This is a genomic window from Verrucomicrobiota bacterium, assembly GCA_016200005.1.
GTDB lineage: Bacteria > Verrucomicrobiota > Verrucomicrobiia > Limisphaerales > PALSA-1396 > PALSA-1396.
The window spans coordinates 16019-30707 of the sequence record JACQFP010000029.1; the positions used below are offsets into that span (position 1 = coordinate 16019).

Here is a 14689-nt window from a genome sequence, read left to right on the forward strand (position 1 = left end):
GAATTGGTTTGGCGCAAAAGCACGCAGAAAATGATGATGCGAATGATCCCAAAGGACGATTCACGTTTGCATTTGTTGCGATTTTCAGGAACATGGATGCAAACTAGACAGTCACAATCAATGGAAGCCATGCACGCACCAGATTCGACGCAACAACCCGACCGGCGCGGGTTTTTCAAAAGAGCTTTTGCGACGGTTATTGGGATCGTGATTGGTTTGGTCCCCATCGCGTCAGGGTTGACCGTGTTTTTCGACCCGCTACGCAGGAAATCATCCACCAGCGGCGCCATTCGCGTGACGACCCTGGAAGCACTGCCCATCGACGGCGTACCCCGCAAATTTCCCGTGGTCGCCAGCCGGGTTGATGCGTGGAATACGTTTACCGAGGTACCCATCGGCGCCGTGTATCTTCGTCGCACGGGTGAAAGGACCCTACAGGCGTTCAACGTCGTGTGTCCTCACGCTGGCTGCTTTGTGGATTTCCTGCCGGAGCGCGGTTCCTTCCGTTGTCCCTGTCACGAGAGCACGTTCACAGCAGATGGCAAAATTGACAATCCCGACAGCCCCGCGCAACGCGGGTTGGACAGCTTGAAGGTGGAGATTCGAGGCAATAAAGAGGTCTGGGTGGAATTCCAAAACTTTCAGGCCGGTCATGCAGAGAAGTTACCCATTGCATGAAAGCGCTTCTGGACTGGCTCGACCAGCGCACCGGTTACCGGCAAATCACCCGCGAAGCCCTTTACGAGAATATTCCGGGCGGCTCGCGCTGGCGTTATGTTTGGGGTAGCACGCTGACCTTCACCCTCGCCGTGCAATTCATCACCGGGATTTTTCTTTGGATGGCCTACAGTCCCAGTTCGCAGACGGCCTGGGAAAGTGTCTATTACATCCAGGACGAAATGGTTGGGGGCTGGTTGCTGCGCGGCATTCACCATTACACCGCACAGGCGATGACCGTGTTGCTGGTGTTGCACCTCATGCAAGTGGTGATCGACGGCGCCTACCGGGCGCCACGCGAGATCAATTTCTGGTTCGGACTGATCCTGCTGCAACTGGTGCTTGCGCTCTCACTCACCGGTTATTTGTTACCTTGGGACCAGAAAGGTTATTGGGCGACGAAAGTGGCGACTAACATCGTCAGCATTGTTCCCTACATCGGCCCAAGTCTGCAGAAGGTGATCATCGGCGGGGCAGATTACGGGCATCACACGTTGACGCGGTTCTTTGCGTTGCACGCCGGGGTGTTGCCTGGATCGATCGTCGCGCTCTTGGCCGGACACATTTATTTGTTCCGGCGACACGGCATCACGGCCAAAGAACCGAAGCGAAGACCCGACGCCGCATTCTGGCCGGATCAAGTGCTCAAAGACGCGATCGCCTGTCTGGCAGTGCTGGCGGCGGTGCTGTTCCTCATCGTGCGTCAGCGTTTGTTTTCCAGCCACGCGCCGCTGGGCGCGGAACTGGCGGCGCCGGCGGATCCGTCGGAGGCGTATTCGGCCGCGCGACCGGAATGGTATTTCCTTTTTCTATTTCAATTCCTGAAACTGAAATGGTTTGCGGGGACGCGGGAAATCTGGGGCGCCATCATCATCCCCGGCCTGATCATGGGAATCGTTTTCCTCATGCCATTCATCGGCCGTTGGAAACTGGGTCATCGCTTCAATCTCGGACTGCTTTGGATGCTGATCGGAGGCGCGGGATGGTTGACCTATCTGGCGCTGGCGGACGACGCGAAGAACCCCGAGTATCAACTCGCCGTCAAGGACGCCGAGCGCGCAGCGGCGCGCGTCAAGGTGCTGGCCAAATCGTCCGCGGGCATCCCGGCAGAGGGCGCGGTCACACTGTTGCGCAACGATCAACTGACCCAGGGGCCCAAGATCTTCGCCGCCAAATGCGCCAGTTGTCATCGCTACGAAGGTCACGATGGCTCCGGTAAAATACCGAAGGACCCGCAATCCGCCTCCGATTTGAAAGGTTTTGCAACGCGCGAATGGCTGGCCGGTTTGCTGGACCCCGAACAGGTCGCCAGCACGAACCATTTCGGCGCGACCAAATTTGCCGACGGCAAGATGGTCAAATTCGTGAAGAAAGACGTGGCCAAATATTCCCCGGCACAAAAAGAGAAATTGAAGAAAGTCATTGCCGCGCTTTCCGCCGAAGCCCAGCTGAAATCCCAGATTGTCATTGATCAACGGGACGCCGCGTTGATCGAGGAGGGTCGCCTGCTGCTTCAAACCGAAACCCGCTGCACCGATTGCCACGAGTTCCAGAAAAAGGACGAAGATGCCACCGCCCCCATCCTCACTGGTTACGGTTCACGCAAGTGGCTCATCAATTTCATCACGAATCCCGCGCATCCCAGTTTCTACGGTGAACGGAATGACCGGATGCCCGCTTTTGGCGCCAAGCAGATTCTTGATTTGCCGTCCATTGGTCTGGTGGCGGACTGGCTGCGTGGCCAATGGCCCGAGCCGACCAAGTGAGACGGGCTCAAGCTGATTATGCTCGATACTGATTTGATTCCCGCGCGCGAAAAAAAAACCCGCCGTCTCATGGTGGTGTTGCACGGTTTGGGCGACAGCATGGACGGCTACCGCTGGCTGCCGGACGCGATGAATCTTCGGTGGCTCAACTATCTGCTCGTCAACGCGCCGGACCAATACTACGGCGGCTATTCCTGGTATGATTTTGCCGGCGACAAAGGCGCTGGGATTCGGCGGAGCCGGAAACTGTTGTTCGACTTGTTGGAGGCGCAACGCAAGAACGGGTTTCCAATCGATCAAACGGTGCTGTTCGGTTTTTCGCAGGGCTGTTTGATGATTCTTGATGTCGGATTGCGTTATCCTCACCGTTTTGCGGGACTCGTCGGCATCAGCGGCTACGTTTTCGAGCCGGAGCAATTGATCGCGGAGCTTACCCCGGTGGCGTTGCAACAACGGTTGCTGGTCACGCACGGCACGCAAGATCCGCTCATTCCTTTCGCCGAAGTTCGCGAGCAAATCAATTTGCTCAAAGCCGCCGGCTTGAACATCTCCTGGCACGAGTTTATGAAAACCCACACCATCGCGGGCGAAGCTGAACTCGAGATCATCCGCGATTTTGTGGGCGCCAGTTTTTCACGGGGCTGACCCGTGTCGATGGTCAGGCGTGGGTTTGGCGCTGCGGCTCGGCGAACCAAATCTGCTCTGGCCGGCATGGCGGGGCTGGTTGCCAGTCCAGCGCGTGATCGACGACGCGCCGCATCTGATTAAACCACCACTGTGCGCGGCTCAGTTGACGCGGGGCCTGCAGATGCACTTGAAATCCGCACGCCTTGTCCAAACCAAGTTCCATTTGTTCTTGAGTTATCATCAATTGCCTTTCGGTTGACCCCGACTCTGGGTCGGAGTTGATTTGCGCATGATGGTAACCGGCGGGGTGGGACAAAAACCGTCCAAGCCAAAAGATTATTGGCGGCAAAAAGGACTCCAAATGCTGACACCCAAATGGGGTGCCGGGTGACGCTTCCGGCTCGGGGTCTGACTTGGCGCTTCCAGTTCGGAGAGCTTCAACTGATTTGCTCTCTGAGGGAAATGAGTTCCGCCTTGGTTTGTTTGAAGGTCACTTCCAGTTCGCGCAACTGCGTATCCGCGCCTTCAACGTTGTTCGAGTAACCCATTTGTTCGAGCTTCAGGCAGATCTCCACCAGTTTCTTGGCGCCAAGGTTGAGACTCATGCTGCGAAGGGCGTGGGCGTGAAAGGCCATCTTGGGCGGGTCGTTGAGGAAATGCGTGATCTGGGAGATGCGCTGGGGTGCGCTTTCGAGGAAAAGCTCGACCAATTCCTTGAGCATGGTGACTCCGCCGGCAGGGGGAGTGCGATGCAGTTCGGCGATGATCGACGGGTCCAACAGATGATCCGCATCGGTGGATCGGTTGGCTATGAAGAACGCGGTGTCCGATGATTGCGTCTCGCCGGACCGCAGGCCGCTCAAGGCCGAAAGCCTGGTTGGTCCCCAGCGTTCGAGCGCGGCCTGCAATTCGGCGATCCGCACCGGTTTGGAAATATAATCATCCATTCCAGCGGCGAGGCATTTCTCCCGGTCGCCCAGCAGGGCATTGCCGGTCATGGCGATGATGCGCGGGCGTTGGTCCGGCGGCCAGCGTTGGCAAATCTGGCGGGCGGCTTCCAGGCCATCCATCTCGGGCATCTGCACGTCCATGAAAATCACATCGAAGGCCGGTCCGCCTTCCGTCTTCGGCCCGCCGGGCTGTAGGCCCATATCGCTCCGGGCCGGCAGTCCTCCACACTTCTCCAGGACTTCCCGACCGTTGTTGGCAACTTCGGCCCGGTAGCCGAGTTTTTGCAGGACGCTGAGGCCGACTTTCTGGTTGATCGGATTGTCATCGGCCAGCAACAAACGCAACGGGAGTCGCGTGGCGAAGGTGGTGTCGAGGGTTGGCGCGGCGGGGGCTTTCTTCTCCTTCTGCCACTGGAGGTTCAAGGCGCGGTACATCGAGTCGAGCAATTGTTCGGGCCGGATGGGTTTATGAATCAAGACCGCGACGCCTGCGCGGGCCAGGCGGGGGTCATCGCTGCGGAGGCGGACGGAGGAGAGCAGCGTAATGGGCAGAGGTGAGCTTGGGAAAGCAGAAAGCGGAGATGTCTGCACTTCCTCGTTTCTGCTTTCGGCTTTCGGCTTTCTGTTTTGTATTTGCTGTTTTTCCCATTGGCGAATTTCCTCGGCCAGGGTCAGGCCGTCCGTTTCCGGGAGTTGCAGGTCCAAAATCGCCACATCAAACGCCCCGGCTTTCGGTGTCGGGGGGTGGTTGAGCAGGGCGAGAGTTTCGGCGCGGGTGGCAGCGGTTTCGGGCATCATGCCCCACTGCTTGGCGCGGTGGGTCAGGATCTGGCGGTTGGTCGCGTTGTGGGCCACGATCAGCAACCGTTTGCCCGTCAGCAAGGGTTGCGGGTCCTGCCAACTGGGCGGCGCGGTGGCCAGCGCGGTTTTGGCCTGAATGACAAAATGAAACGCTGCTCCTTTGCCGGCGTCGCTTTCCACCCAGATGTTTCCGCCCATCAATTCGGTCAGCCGTTTGCAGATGGCCAGTCCCAATCCGGTGCCGCCGAATTGGCGGGTGGTGGAAGCGTCCACTTGTTGGAAGGACTTGAAGAGGCGGTTTTGTTTGTTCAGCGGAATGCCCACGCCCGTGTCCCGCACCGTAAAATGCAGATGCCACAATTCAGGATGACGAATGAAATCGGTATCCGTCGGTTTTGCCACGCCCGGAGCTGCGGCCTCCGAGGCCGCGGTGCGCAAGCCATGCGAGGCCACTTTCACCTCGACGACCACCTCGCCCTGCTGGGTGAATTTGACGCCATTGCTGATCAAATTGACCAGGATCTGGCGCAGGCGCGTGACATCGCTCACCAGGATTTGCGGGATGGCATCGTCCACGATGTAAGCGAGGTTCAACTCCTTCTCCGCCGCCTTGGGCGCCAACAGTTCGAGCGCCTCCTCGATGCAGGTGTGCAACTCAAAGGGATGACTCTCCAGATCGAGTTTGCCCGATTCAATCTTCGACAGGTCCAGAATGTCGTTGATGATCGTCAACAATGCATCCGCGCTGCTGCGGGTGGCCTCCACGTAATCGCGCTGCTCAGTCGTCAGCTCCGTATCCAGCAGCAAGGCCGTCATCCCGATCACGCCATTCATCGGCGTGCGAATCTCATGACTCATGTTCGCCAGAAACTCCGACTTGGCCAACGTCGTCTCCTCCAATTTCTGATTGGCCGCGATCAACGCCGCATTACTCTCCACCAACTGCTGCTGACTCTCCCGCAACGCCCGGTACGCCTCATCCCGCTGCATCTGGTTGAGATACGCCCGTGAATGATAGCGGATGCGCGCGATCAATTCGATCTTGTCCGGCAGCTTCACCAGATAATCATTGGCGCCCGCCGCAAACGCCTGACTCTTGACCTGCGGATTCTCATTGGTGCTCAACACAATGATGGGAATATCCTGCGTCGCCGGACTGGACCGATACTGGCTGACCAACGTCAACCCATCAATCGCCGGCATCACCAGATCCTGCAGAATCACCGTGGGCTTGATCTGATTGGCCAGCAGAATCGCCTCGGCCGGATCGGCGCAATAATGAAAATCAATGTCCGGCTGATGCGACAACGCCCGCCGGATCGCCTCGCACACCATCGCCTGATCATCCACCAGCAACACCATGGCGTGATATTCTGGCGGATGGACCGGCCGGGAAGGTTGAGAGTGCTTAGTTGAGAGTTGAGAGTCCGAACTCTCAACTCTCAACTCCGAACTCTCAACTCTCTTCGGGTTGGCCATGTTGGTCTAAAGTCTAAAGGCTGACTGAACAAAAGTCTACCCCGACTCGGAGTCGGGGCGGACTACGGACTACGGACTACGGACGGCTTGATTAGTCTCTCAAGTTGAGGGCCGATTTTGTCCAGGGGTAAAATGTCCGTCGCCGCCTGCAACTCCGCCGCCGCCTTGGGCATCCCATAGACCGCGCTGCTGGCCCGATCCTGCGCGATGGTGTGATGGCCGGAGTCGTGCAACGCCTTCAAACCCGCGGCGCCATCGCGGCCCATGCCCGTTAACAGAACCCCCACCACCGCACCGGGCCACAACCGATCCACACTCCGAAAAAAGACATCCACCGACGGCCGGTAGGAAATTCCCCGTGGGTGGGCACTGTAACCCAGCCGGTCGGGGCTGACCAATATTAAATGGTCTTCGTTCCCCTGTGTCCCCACACCGGCTGTCAGGGCACGGGGCGAGCCGGCCAGGAGAACCGTGCCGGGCGTGGGTTGATCTCCCGCCTGCGCCAGCCGCACCGGCAAGGCGGTTTGAAAATCCAACCAGCTCGCCAGTCCCGGCGCGAATTGGGCGTCCACATGTTGCACGATCACAATGGCGGCGGGAAAATTGGCGGGCAAATGTGCCAGCAGGGTGGCCAGCGCGGCGGGGCCGCCGGCTGAAGCGCCAATCGCCACTAACGAACGGGTTGAGGGTTGGGAGGTGATAGTTGACCCCGACTCGCCCCGACCTTTCGGCCGGTCGGGGTCAACCCTCAACTTGGAACTCTCAACGGTTCGCTTGCCGTCATTGCCGATCAAGCGGTTGATGGTGTCGATCTTCCCCAATAGCGCCGTTGAGCCGGACGGAATGCTCGCACTGTCCAACGTCGGCGTGTTGACGGCGTCCAATGCCCCGGCACCCATGGCTTCAAACACCTTGGATGAATTGTGGTTCACGTTGGCGGTGACCACGACAATGGCGCAGGGCGTGTTGGCCATGATGCGGCGCGTGGCCTCCACGCCGTCCATCTGCGGCATGATCAAATCCATCAGCACCAGGTCGGGCGTGTCTTTGGCGCAACGTTCCACCGCTTCGGCACCATCCCGCGCGATCCAGGCCAACTCATGCCCCGGCGCCTTGAGCAGCACCCGCCGCATGGCTTCGACGGCCATCAGCATGTCGTTGACGATCGCAATTCTCATAGTTACGTTTCGCGCTCTCCCCGTTCCGCTACACCGCTCCTCGCTGGCCGACTCCTACCGAGGGGGGTGGAGGGGGGAGAGGGCCACTATCGTCCGGTTCGCCAATCAAGTCCACCACCGCCTGCAACAGCGTTTCGTCGTGAAAACTTCCCTTGGTCAGATAATAATCGGCACCGGCTTCCAGTCCGCGCAAGCGGTCCTCCTCCCGGTCCTTGTAAGACACGATCATCACGGGCAGGGAACTCAGGTGCGCGTCCTTTTTGATGAGTGTCACCAGCTCGATGCCGTCCAGGCGCGGCATATCCACGTCTGTTATGACCAGGTCGTAATGGCCCGTCCGCACCGCGTTCCAACCGTCCATGCCATCCACCGCCACTTCGGCGAGGTAGCCCCGACCCGTGAGTAATTTGCGTTCCAGTTCCCGCACGGTCAAGGAATCGTCCACCGCCAGGATGCGTTTGCGCTGTTTGGCGGTGGTGTCGATGGCGCTGCGATTCACCTTGTCCAATCGTCCGCCGGAAACCAGCTTGTCGATGGAACGTACCAGGTCTTCGACGTCCACGATCAACACCGGCGAGCCGTCTTCCATGAGCGCGGCGGCGCTGATGTCTTTGACCTTGCCCAGGCGCGGGTCCAGGGTCTGCACCACCAGTTCGCGCTCGCCCAGAAAGTCATCCACAACCAGACCATAACGAGTCGCGCGGTCGCCCAGCACAACGACGGGCAAATGATCGCCCGATGGTTTATGGTCGCCGCAATCCAATACTTGACGGGCGGCGAGCAGTCCAATGTGTTGTTCACCGAACAAGAAATGATGGCGACCCTCAAGGGATTCGATCTTGTCCAGCGGCAGTTTCATGGTGCGCGTGATCTGTGCGAGCGGAATGGCGTATGGCTCGCCCGCCACCTCCACCAGCAACGTGCGGATGACCGAGAGCGTGATGGGGAGCTGCAGTTGAAAGCGCGTGCCCTTGCCGCGCTGGGAATTGACGCGGATGGTGCCGCGCACGCTCTTGACCATGTTGAGCACCACGTCAAGTCCCACGCCCCGCCCGGAGATTTCCGTCACCGTCTGTTTCAGGGTAAAGCCGGGCAGAAAGAGGAATTCGTACAGCTCGGCTTCACTCAACTTTTCCGCGACCTCGCGGGTCGTCAGATTTTTCTGCACAACGGCCTGGCGGAGTTGCTCCGGGTCAATGCCCGCGCCATCGTCCGCAATGATGATCAAGAGCATGCCGGCGCTGTGCCGGGCCTCCAGCCGGACGGTGCCCGTGGGTGGTTTTCCCGTTTGCCGTCGCTCCTGCGGCGGTTCGCAGCCATGATCCACGGCGTTGCGCAACAGATGGGCCAACGGCGCTTCCAATTTTTCCAGGATGTCGCGGTCCACCTGCGTGCTCTCGCCCAGGATTTCCAGTTGCACCTCCTTGCCCAGTGAACGGACCAAATCGCGGACCATCCGCGGGTAGCGCGCGACCGCGTCCCCAAACGGACGCATCCGGCATTTGAGCACTTCGAGATACAACCGGTGCGAGAGATTCGCGGAGCGGCGATCGTAGATTTCCAGGTCAGCCAACCGGTCGGTCAACCCCATCCGACATTCGGTCACCCGACTGAACACATCGTTCAACTGCGCCTCCAAGTTCGGGAGGCGGAAGGCGGAGTGCGGAATTCCGGTCTCCGCACTGCGAACTCCGCACTGGATTGCCTCGCGCAAACTGTCCAGGGATTTGGCCAGGTCCGATTGTTGGCGCTTGAGCCGTAGCATCGCCTCGGCAAAGGGATGAAGCCAGCGTGAGCCGACCAATGATTCGCCGGCCAGACCCAGCAGACGGTTCAGGTTTTCCGCCGTCAACCGCAACACGCGGTTCGGCGAGTCAGTTGACCCGGACAGCTCAGTCGGGGTTGCGGGTGGTGCCGTTAGTTGAGAGTTCGGACTATCAACTTCCACCCCGTGGAGTAATGGCGGCGACTCCACGGGGCGAGACTCTCCACTCTCAACTGTCCGCTCAACTTTCAACTTTGAACCTGCAACCCCGACAGGGCTGTCGGGGTCAACGGTCTGCTCGGAACGCTGAACTTGCGGAGCGGCGGCGGAGAATTCGTTGACCTGGCTCGCCGTCATTACCCGCGTCAAGGTCTCGAGAAAGTCGTTGATCTCCGTGGCATGATCCGTCTCCCAGCCGGCCAGTTCTGTTTCGGAGCGTTTGGAGATGTAGAGCAGCAGATCCACCCCCCGAAACAGCACATCAATCTCCTCTTGCCTCAGTTTTAGGTTGCCCTTTTGTGCGGCGACAAAACAATCTTCCATGGCGTGGGCCACGCGCACGGCGACATTCAGGTTCACGATTCGCGCCGCGCCCTTCAATGAGTGCGCGGCGCGCATCAACGCTTCAAGCTGGTGCGACGCTCCCGGGTCGCGTTCCAGTTCGAGCAGGCCGCTGTTTAGAACGGCGGTTTGATTTTCGGCCTCCACGCGGAAAAGCTCCAGCATGGAAAGGCTGCTCAAATCGTCCATGTTCTGCTTGTTCACGTGAGACTCCGGTTCAGCGTGTAAAACAACAGTTCCTCGTCCAGACAGCCGACGGATTTGTTGCGCCAGGTTAGTATGCCGCGGCTGTAATTGGCCGCGTTTTTGGCCAGTGTGGCGGGCACTTCCGTCAACTCTTCGGGACGATACCTTTGGATGCCCTGCACTTCATCAACCGGAAAGACCAGCCGGCTGTTGTTCCACTGTGCCACTAGCAGGCGGGAAACCGAAAAGGCTTCACCCTCTGGAGCAAGGCCGGCGACTCCTCGGGGTGAAGGCTCAAGGCTGCGCCGATTCCGAGTCGGGGTAGATTTCAAACTTTGGCCTTTAGCATTAGCGGAGTCCAGCCCCAACAGCCGCCCCACTGAAACGCAAATCAACAGTTCACCCCGGATGTTCGTCAGACCCAAAACGATGCCCTGCCGCCGATGGGGCAGCGAGTGGATGCTCCGGTGCTCCACCACTTCCAGAAAAACCTGCGCGGGCAGCGCCAGCCATTCCGCGCCGATCCGGAAAATCACCACTGAAACGCCCCGACTCCGAGTCGGGGCACTCCCAATTCCACACTCCGCTTTTGAATAGCGTTCCGTCCATTCGCGTCGATATCGGGCGGGTAATTCCCGATCCAGCAAACGCGTGCCCGCCGCCGAATAGACCGGACAGTTTCGACAGTGCACAAATTTCTCCAGTTCAGCGCAAGAACTGTCGCCATTCACACCGATTTTGTCCCAGCAGTCGCTAATGAGTTGACCCCGACACCGGCTGTCGGGGTCGACTCTCAACTCTCCACTATCAACTTGCCGCCCACTTTTCATACTTTAGCCTTTAGACTTCTTTGCGCGCGTTTGTGCAGAAGCCGGGCGCCATGGGCGTCGCCATTTTTTCCCGACAGCGTGGCCATTTGCACCAAGGTTTCATAATGGTTCGGCTCCAGATAAAGCGCCTTGCGGTAGTATTCCACCGCGTCATCCAGTTGGAGGTTGGCCCCGACACCGGCTGTCGGGGTCAACTTGTCACTGGCAACCGCTTCCGAAATAAGTCCCAACAAATAGTAAGCCTCTGCTAGTTGAGAGGACAGTTGACCCCGACTCAGAGTGCGGGGTTGAGAGTCTTTCGTTGAGAGTTGAGAGTCCTCTCCGAGCTGTAGGTCAGTTTGGCGCCGAGCCGGAGGCGAACCCTCAACTCTCAACACTAAACTCTCAACTAGCTTCTCGCATATCCGGGCGGCTTCCGCCAGTCGGCCTCCGTTGGCCAACCGGGCCGCCTCCGTCAGTTGACCCCGACTCAGAGTGCGGGAGTTGACCCCGACACCGGCTGTCGGGGTCGACTTAGAACTCTCAACTTGCTTGCTTTTGGCAACCGGCTTCCGCCCCGACAGCGGCTGTCGGGGTTGACCCCGACTCAGAGTGCGGGGTTGAGAACGGAGAGTCTCGCCCTGAGGAGTAAAGCCGCCTACTCCACGGGGTGAAGGTTGAGCGTTTTTACTCTCAACTCTCAACTTGGAACTCTCAACTGCTTTACGACAGGCCGCCGCCATCGGGATCCGGGCGGAGGTGAATAGCGGCGACGGTTGAGAGTTCGGACTATCAACTTTCAACTCTCCACTCTCAACTGGCCTGATGACCAACGGCAGTTCCACCGGGCAGACAAATAGCACGCCGGTTGGCTGGAGCAGGCGTTCGAGCTTTTGCAGAACTTTTCCCTGCGTGGGGCGATCGAAGTAGATCAATAGGTTCCGGCAGAAGATGTAGTCATAGTGGTGGCGTTGGTTCAGCGGGCCCTCGGCGTGCTCTGCCAGGACGTTGCCTCGGTGGAAGCGGACTTGATCGCGCACGGTTTGACTCAGCAGATAGCTGTCCTCGTGGGGTCGAAAGTGGCGGTCGCGGTAGTCGCCCCGACACCGGCTGTCGGGGCGAAAGGAGTTTTTGCGATAGACGGCGCGGCGGGCGGTTTCGAGCGCGTGGGTGCTGATGTCCACGGCGTCGATTTGAAATCGCTCGGCGGGCAGGCCGGCGTCCAACAGCGCCATGGCCATGGAGTAGGGTTCTTCGCCGGTGGAGCAGGGCAGGCTTAGGAGACGAAGAACTGGTTGAGAGTCTTTAGTTGATAGTCGAGAGTCCGAACTATCAACTCTCAACTGACAACTATCAACCCCGCACTCTGAGTCGGGGTCAACTGTGTTCGCGGGCAGCCATTCGCTGCGCACGAGGCGGACGAGGGCGGTGAAGGATTCTTGGTCGCGGAAGAACCAGGTTTCCTTCACGACGACGGCTTCGACCAGGGCGGTCAGTTCGGCGGGGGTTTCTTGCAGGTATTTAGTGTAATCCTCCAGCTTGGTCAGTTGGTGGTGCTGCATGCGCAGACGGACGGTCTGGCTGATGGAGGTGGACCCGATGGATTCGGCGTCCAGCCCGATGGTGCGCTTCAGTAGATTTTCAATTTGATGCATCAGCGTGGGTTTCAAGTTGGAAGCGGCGCTGCCGCCGCGGGTGAAATGGTTTCTGAAAAGAGCAGGTCGCGGACTTTTTCGGACAGGAGGCGTTGTTCGTGCACCCACTGGATGACGCCCTGGCCATCCATGAGCACCGGCCCCAGGTAGGGCGCGGCGCCGAGTTGCACGCCGGAATCCACAAAGTCTTTGCTGTCGCGGCGCAGCATTTCGGTGGCACGCTCGGCGATCAGACCAAGCAGAAGATTCTTCCCGGCGTGGTCGGAGTACTTCACCACGATGATGCGGGTGCTCAATCGTTCGCGGGCGGGTTGATCAACGGCCAACTCGCTCAGATCCACCGCCGGCACCGGGCGGCCGCGATAGTTGAACAGTCCGGCCACACCCTTGGGTGCGTGCGGAATTTTTTTCAACTCCAGCAACGGCAACACCTCAACCACCCGGCTGGCGTCCAGCACGTAACGGTCATTGCCCAGTTGAAACAAGAGAAACAACACGGCGTTCCTAACCTCCCAATTTGAAGCGCGTCACGCTGTTTTGCAAGCCGCGGGCGGCTTCAGTCAACTGTTCATTCGCCAGGTTCGATTGCCGCAAGGAATCCGCGGTTTGGTGCGCGGCTTCGCTCAATTGTGTCAGAGTTTCGCTGATCTGCTGGGCGCCGGTGGCCTGTGATTGCATACCTTCGTTCACGGTTTGAAAGCGCGGCGTCAACGTCTGAACCTGGTGAATGATCTGTTCCAACTGCGCGCTGACCTGGCGGATGCCTTCGACGCCCCGGCGCACCTCCTCGGAGAACTTGTCCATCCCCATGACTCCGGCGGAAACGGCGGATTGCATCTCCTTGACCATCTTTTCGATGTCGTAAGTGGCCACAGCCGTCTGGTCCGCCAAGCGGCGGATTTCCATCGCCACCACGGCAAAACCGAGGCCGTACTCACCGGCTTTCTCGGCTTCGATGGCGGCGTTCAGGGAGAGCAGATTGGTCTGGTCAGCCACCTTGGTGATGGTGGTGACGACGGAATTGATGTTGCTGGTCTTTTCGTTGACGACCGCCAGTTTTGACGTGATGGAACTGGAGGCTTCCATGATCTGCTTCATAGTCGCTTCCATTTGCGAGATGGCGGTCTGGCCGCTACCGGCGAGGCTCGCGGTTTCCTCCGCCACTTCGTTGACCTCGTTCATGGTCTTGACCAGTTCCTTGGTGGTCGCAGAAATTTCCTTGGACGTGGCGCCAATCTCCGCGGTGGTGGCAGCAATTTCATTGGCGGTGCTCTGTTGTTGCTTGGCCGTGGCCACAATTTCAGTGGCCGTAATGTTGACCTGAATGCCAGACCGTTGCACCTGGCCGACCAGGCCTGACAGATCGTCCGCCAGACGATTCAGTCCGTCAGCCACGACTCCAAATTCGTCCCGCCGCTTCATCCCGATCCGTTGGGAGAAATCCCCGCTGCGCATCCGATCCAATGCTGCGACCAATTGGGACAGGGGTTGGTTGATGGCTTTGGACTGGTAGCGGCTGACGACAAAACTCACGATCAAGAGGATCATCAAAACAGTGATTTCCACCAAAGTCATTGCTTGAAACTTTTTGGAATCAACCACGTCCGTTTTCTGCAACTGGTCGTAAAACTCCTTGATCAAATCATCCTGCTGCTTGATCAACGACACGTAATTCTTCTGGTAGAAATTGACTGCCTCCGTTGTGTTGGTTTCGAGAAGCGAAAGCAGGTCACTCTTGGGCTTTGAATTGGTTTTTAGAGCGAAGTTGCGGAGAGATCTGAGTGCGACATACAGATTGGATTTTTCGTCAATCAGCGTGTCCAGCTTTGCGAGGTCGGTGAACAATTCCTTGTCGGACTCCTGGAGCCGCCTTTTATCCACGTCGCTTTTCGGGTCCAAAATCAGAATCCGCAACGAATCGCTCGTTTGCAGCAGGTCTTGGCGGACCCGATCCGCCGCCGCAGACCGCTGAATGGCCTGAAGCGCGGCCGACGATCGCAGTTTCTCCACCCCAAACACCAGGCCAACGCCAATCAACAACAGCAGGATAAGCGCCGCCGACGATGTGTAAAGATGTTGGCCGATGGTCAATCTTTTCATTGCGTGATTTGGGGGTTAATGACGTGTAAAGTCTGATCGACAAGTCTTGCAATAACAGGCTTGGAAAGACTCATTGCGGCGCCCGTTTCGATGCG

At 58.6% G+C, this 14689-nt stretch carries 11 protein-coding genes; 3 read left to right on the forward strand and 8 right to left on the reverse strand.

From position 1 onward, the window contains the following. Nucleotides 1–129 precede the first annotated feature (129 nt). From HY298_10760 to HY298_10770, 3 genes are read left to right on the forward strand one after another with little or no spacing between them, the layout of a single operon-like run. Nucleotides 130–678: a Rieske (2Fe-2S) protein gene (locus HY298_10760; GenBank protein MBI3850736.1), complete on the forward strand. Its 549-nt coding sequence runs from the start codon at nucleotides 130–132 to the stop codon at nucleotides 676–678. Next, complete coding sequence (locus HY298_10765; GenBank protein ID MBI3850737.1) at nucleotides 675–2483, forward strand: cytochrome b N-terminal domain-containing protein; 1809 nt, start codon at nucleotides 675–677, stop codon at nucleotides 2481–2483. The genes HY298_10760 and HY298_10765 overlap by 4 nt, the downstream gene beginning before the upstream one ends. An 18-nt stretch (nucleotides 2484–2501) precedes the next feature. Continuing rightward, the gene (locus tag HY298_10770) at nucleotides 2502–3128 is read left to right on the forward strand and encodes a serine esterase (GenBank protein ID MBI3850738.1); all 627 of its coding nucleotides are present in this window, start codon (nucleotides 2502–2504) and stop codon (nucleotides 3126–3128) included. A 13-nt stretch (nucleotides 3129–3141) separates the two neighbouring features. On the opposite strand, the gene HY298_10775 is transcribed toward HY298_10770, so the two are convergent. From HY298_10775 to HY298_10810, 8 genes are all read right to left on the reverse strand, one after another. Then, nucleotides 3142–3351, reverse strand: a complete 210-nt coding sequence (locus HY298_10775; GenBank protein MBI3850739.1) for a hypothetical protein — start codon at nucleotides 3349–3351, stop codon at nucleotides 3142–3144. Between the two features lie 196 nt (nucleotides 3352–3547). Further along, nucleotides 3548–6340 (reverse strand): response regulator, encoded by a 2793-nt coding sequence (locus tag HY298_10780; GenBank protein MBI3850740.1) that lies wholly within the window; start codon nucleotides 6338–6340, stop codon nucleotides 3548–3550. Between the two features lie 62 nt (nucleotides 6341–6402). After that, on the reverse strand, nucleotides 6403–7518 hold the full coding sequence (locus tag HY298_10785) for a chemotaxis response regulator protein-glutamate methylesterase (protein MBI3850741.1): 1116 nt from the start codon (nucleotides 7516–7518) through the stop codon (nucleotides 6403–6405). Between the two features lie 28 nt (nucleotides 7519–7546). Further along, complete coding sequence (locus HY298_10790) at nucleotides 7547–10033, reverse strand: hybrid sensor histidine kinase/response regulator (protein ID MBI3850742.1); 2487 nt, start codon at nucleotides 10031–10033, stop codon at nucleotides 7547–7549. 11 nt (nucleotides 10034–10044) lie between these two features. After that, nucleotides 10045–10860, reverse strand: a complete 816-nt coding sequence (locus HY298_10795; protein ID MBI3850743.1) for a chemotaxis protein CheW — start codon at nucleotides 10858–10860, stop codon at nucleotides 10045–10047. Beyond that, nucleotides 10857–12494 (reverse strand): hypothetical protein, encoded by a 1638-nt coding sequence (locus HY298_10800; GenBank protein ID MBI3850744.1) that lies wholly within the window; start codon nucleotides 12492–12494, stop codon nucleotides 10857–10859. Before HY298_10800 ends, HY298_10795 begins: the two co-directional genes overlap by 4 nt. Before the next feature lie 11 nt (nucleotides 12495–12505). Next, nucleotides 12506–12991 carry a purine-binding chemotaxis protein CheW gene (locus HY298_10805; protein ID MBI3850745.1) on the reverse strand — a complete coding sequence of 162 codons (486 nt, stop codon included), beginning with the start codon at nucleotides 12989–12991 and terminating at the stop codon, nucleotides 12506–12508. Nucleotides 12992–12998: 7 nt separating this feature from the next. Further along, nucleotides 12999–14594, reverse strand: coding sequence for a methyl-accepting chemotaxis protein (locus HY298_10810; protein MBI3850746.1), 1596 nt, complete (start codon nucleotides 14592–14594; stop codon nucleotides 12999–13001). Nucleotides 14595–14689: the final 95 nt, after the last annotated feature.

Bases quoted from the DNA above. Each gene is read 5' to 3' on its own strand.
- HY298_10760 (MBI3850736.1), top strand. From the start codon at position 130: ATGCACGCACCAGATTCGACGCAACAACCCGACCGGCGCGGGTTTTTC.
- HY298_10765 (MBI3850737.1), top strand. From the start codon at position 675: ATGAAAGCGCTTCTGGACTGGCTCGACCAGCGCACCGGTTACCGGCAA.
- HY298_10770 (MBI3850738.1), top strand. From the start codon at position 2,502: ATGCTCGATACTGATTTGATTCCCGCGCGCGAAAAAAAAACCCGCCGT.
- HY298_10775 (MBI3850739.1), bottom strand. From the start codon at position 3,351: ATGATAACTCAAGAACAAATGGAACTTGGTTTGGACAAGGCGTGCGGA.
- HY298_10780 (MBI3850740.1), bottom strand. From the start codon at position 6,340: ATGGCCAACCCGAAGAGAGTTGAGAGTTCGGAGTTGAGAGTTGAGAGT.
- HY298_10785 (MBI3850741.1), bottom strand. From the start codon at position 7,518: ATGAGAATTGCGATCGTCAACGACATGCTGATGGCCGTCGAAGCCATG.
- HY298_10790 (MBI3850742.1), bottom strand. From the start codon at position 10,033: ATGGACGATTTGAGCAGCCTTTCCATGCTGGAGCTTTTCCGCGTGGAG.
- HY298_10795 (MBI3850743.1), bottom strand. From the start codon at position 10,860: ATGAAAAGTGGGCGGCAAGTTGATAGTGGAGAGTTGAGAGTCGACCCC.
- HY298_10800 (MBI3850744.1), bottom strand. From the start codon at position 12,494: ATGCATCAAATTGAAAATCTACTGAAGCGCACCATCGGGCTGGACGCC.
- HY298_10810 (MBI3850746.1), bottom strand. From the start codon at position 14,594: ATGAAAAGATTGACCATCGGCCAACATCTTTACACATCGTCGGCGGCG.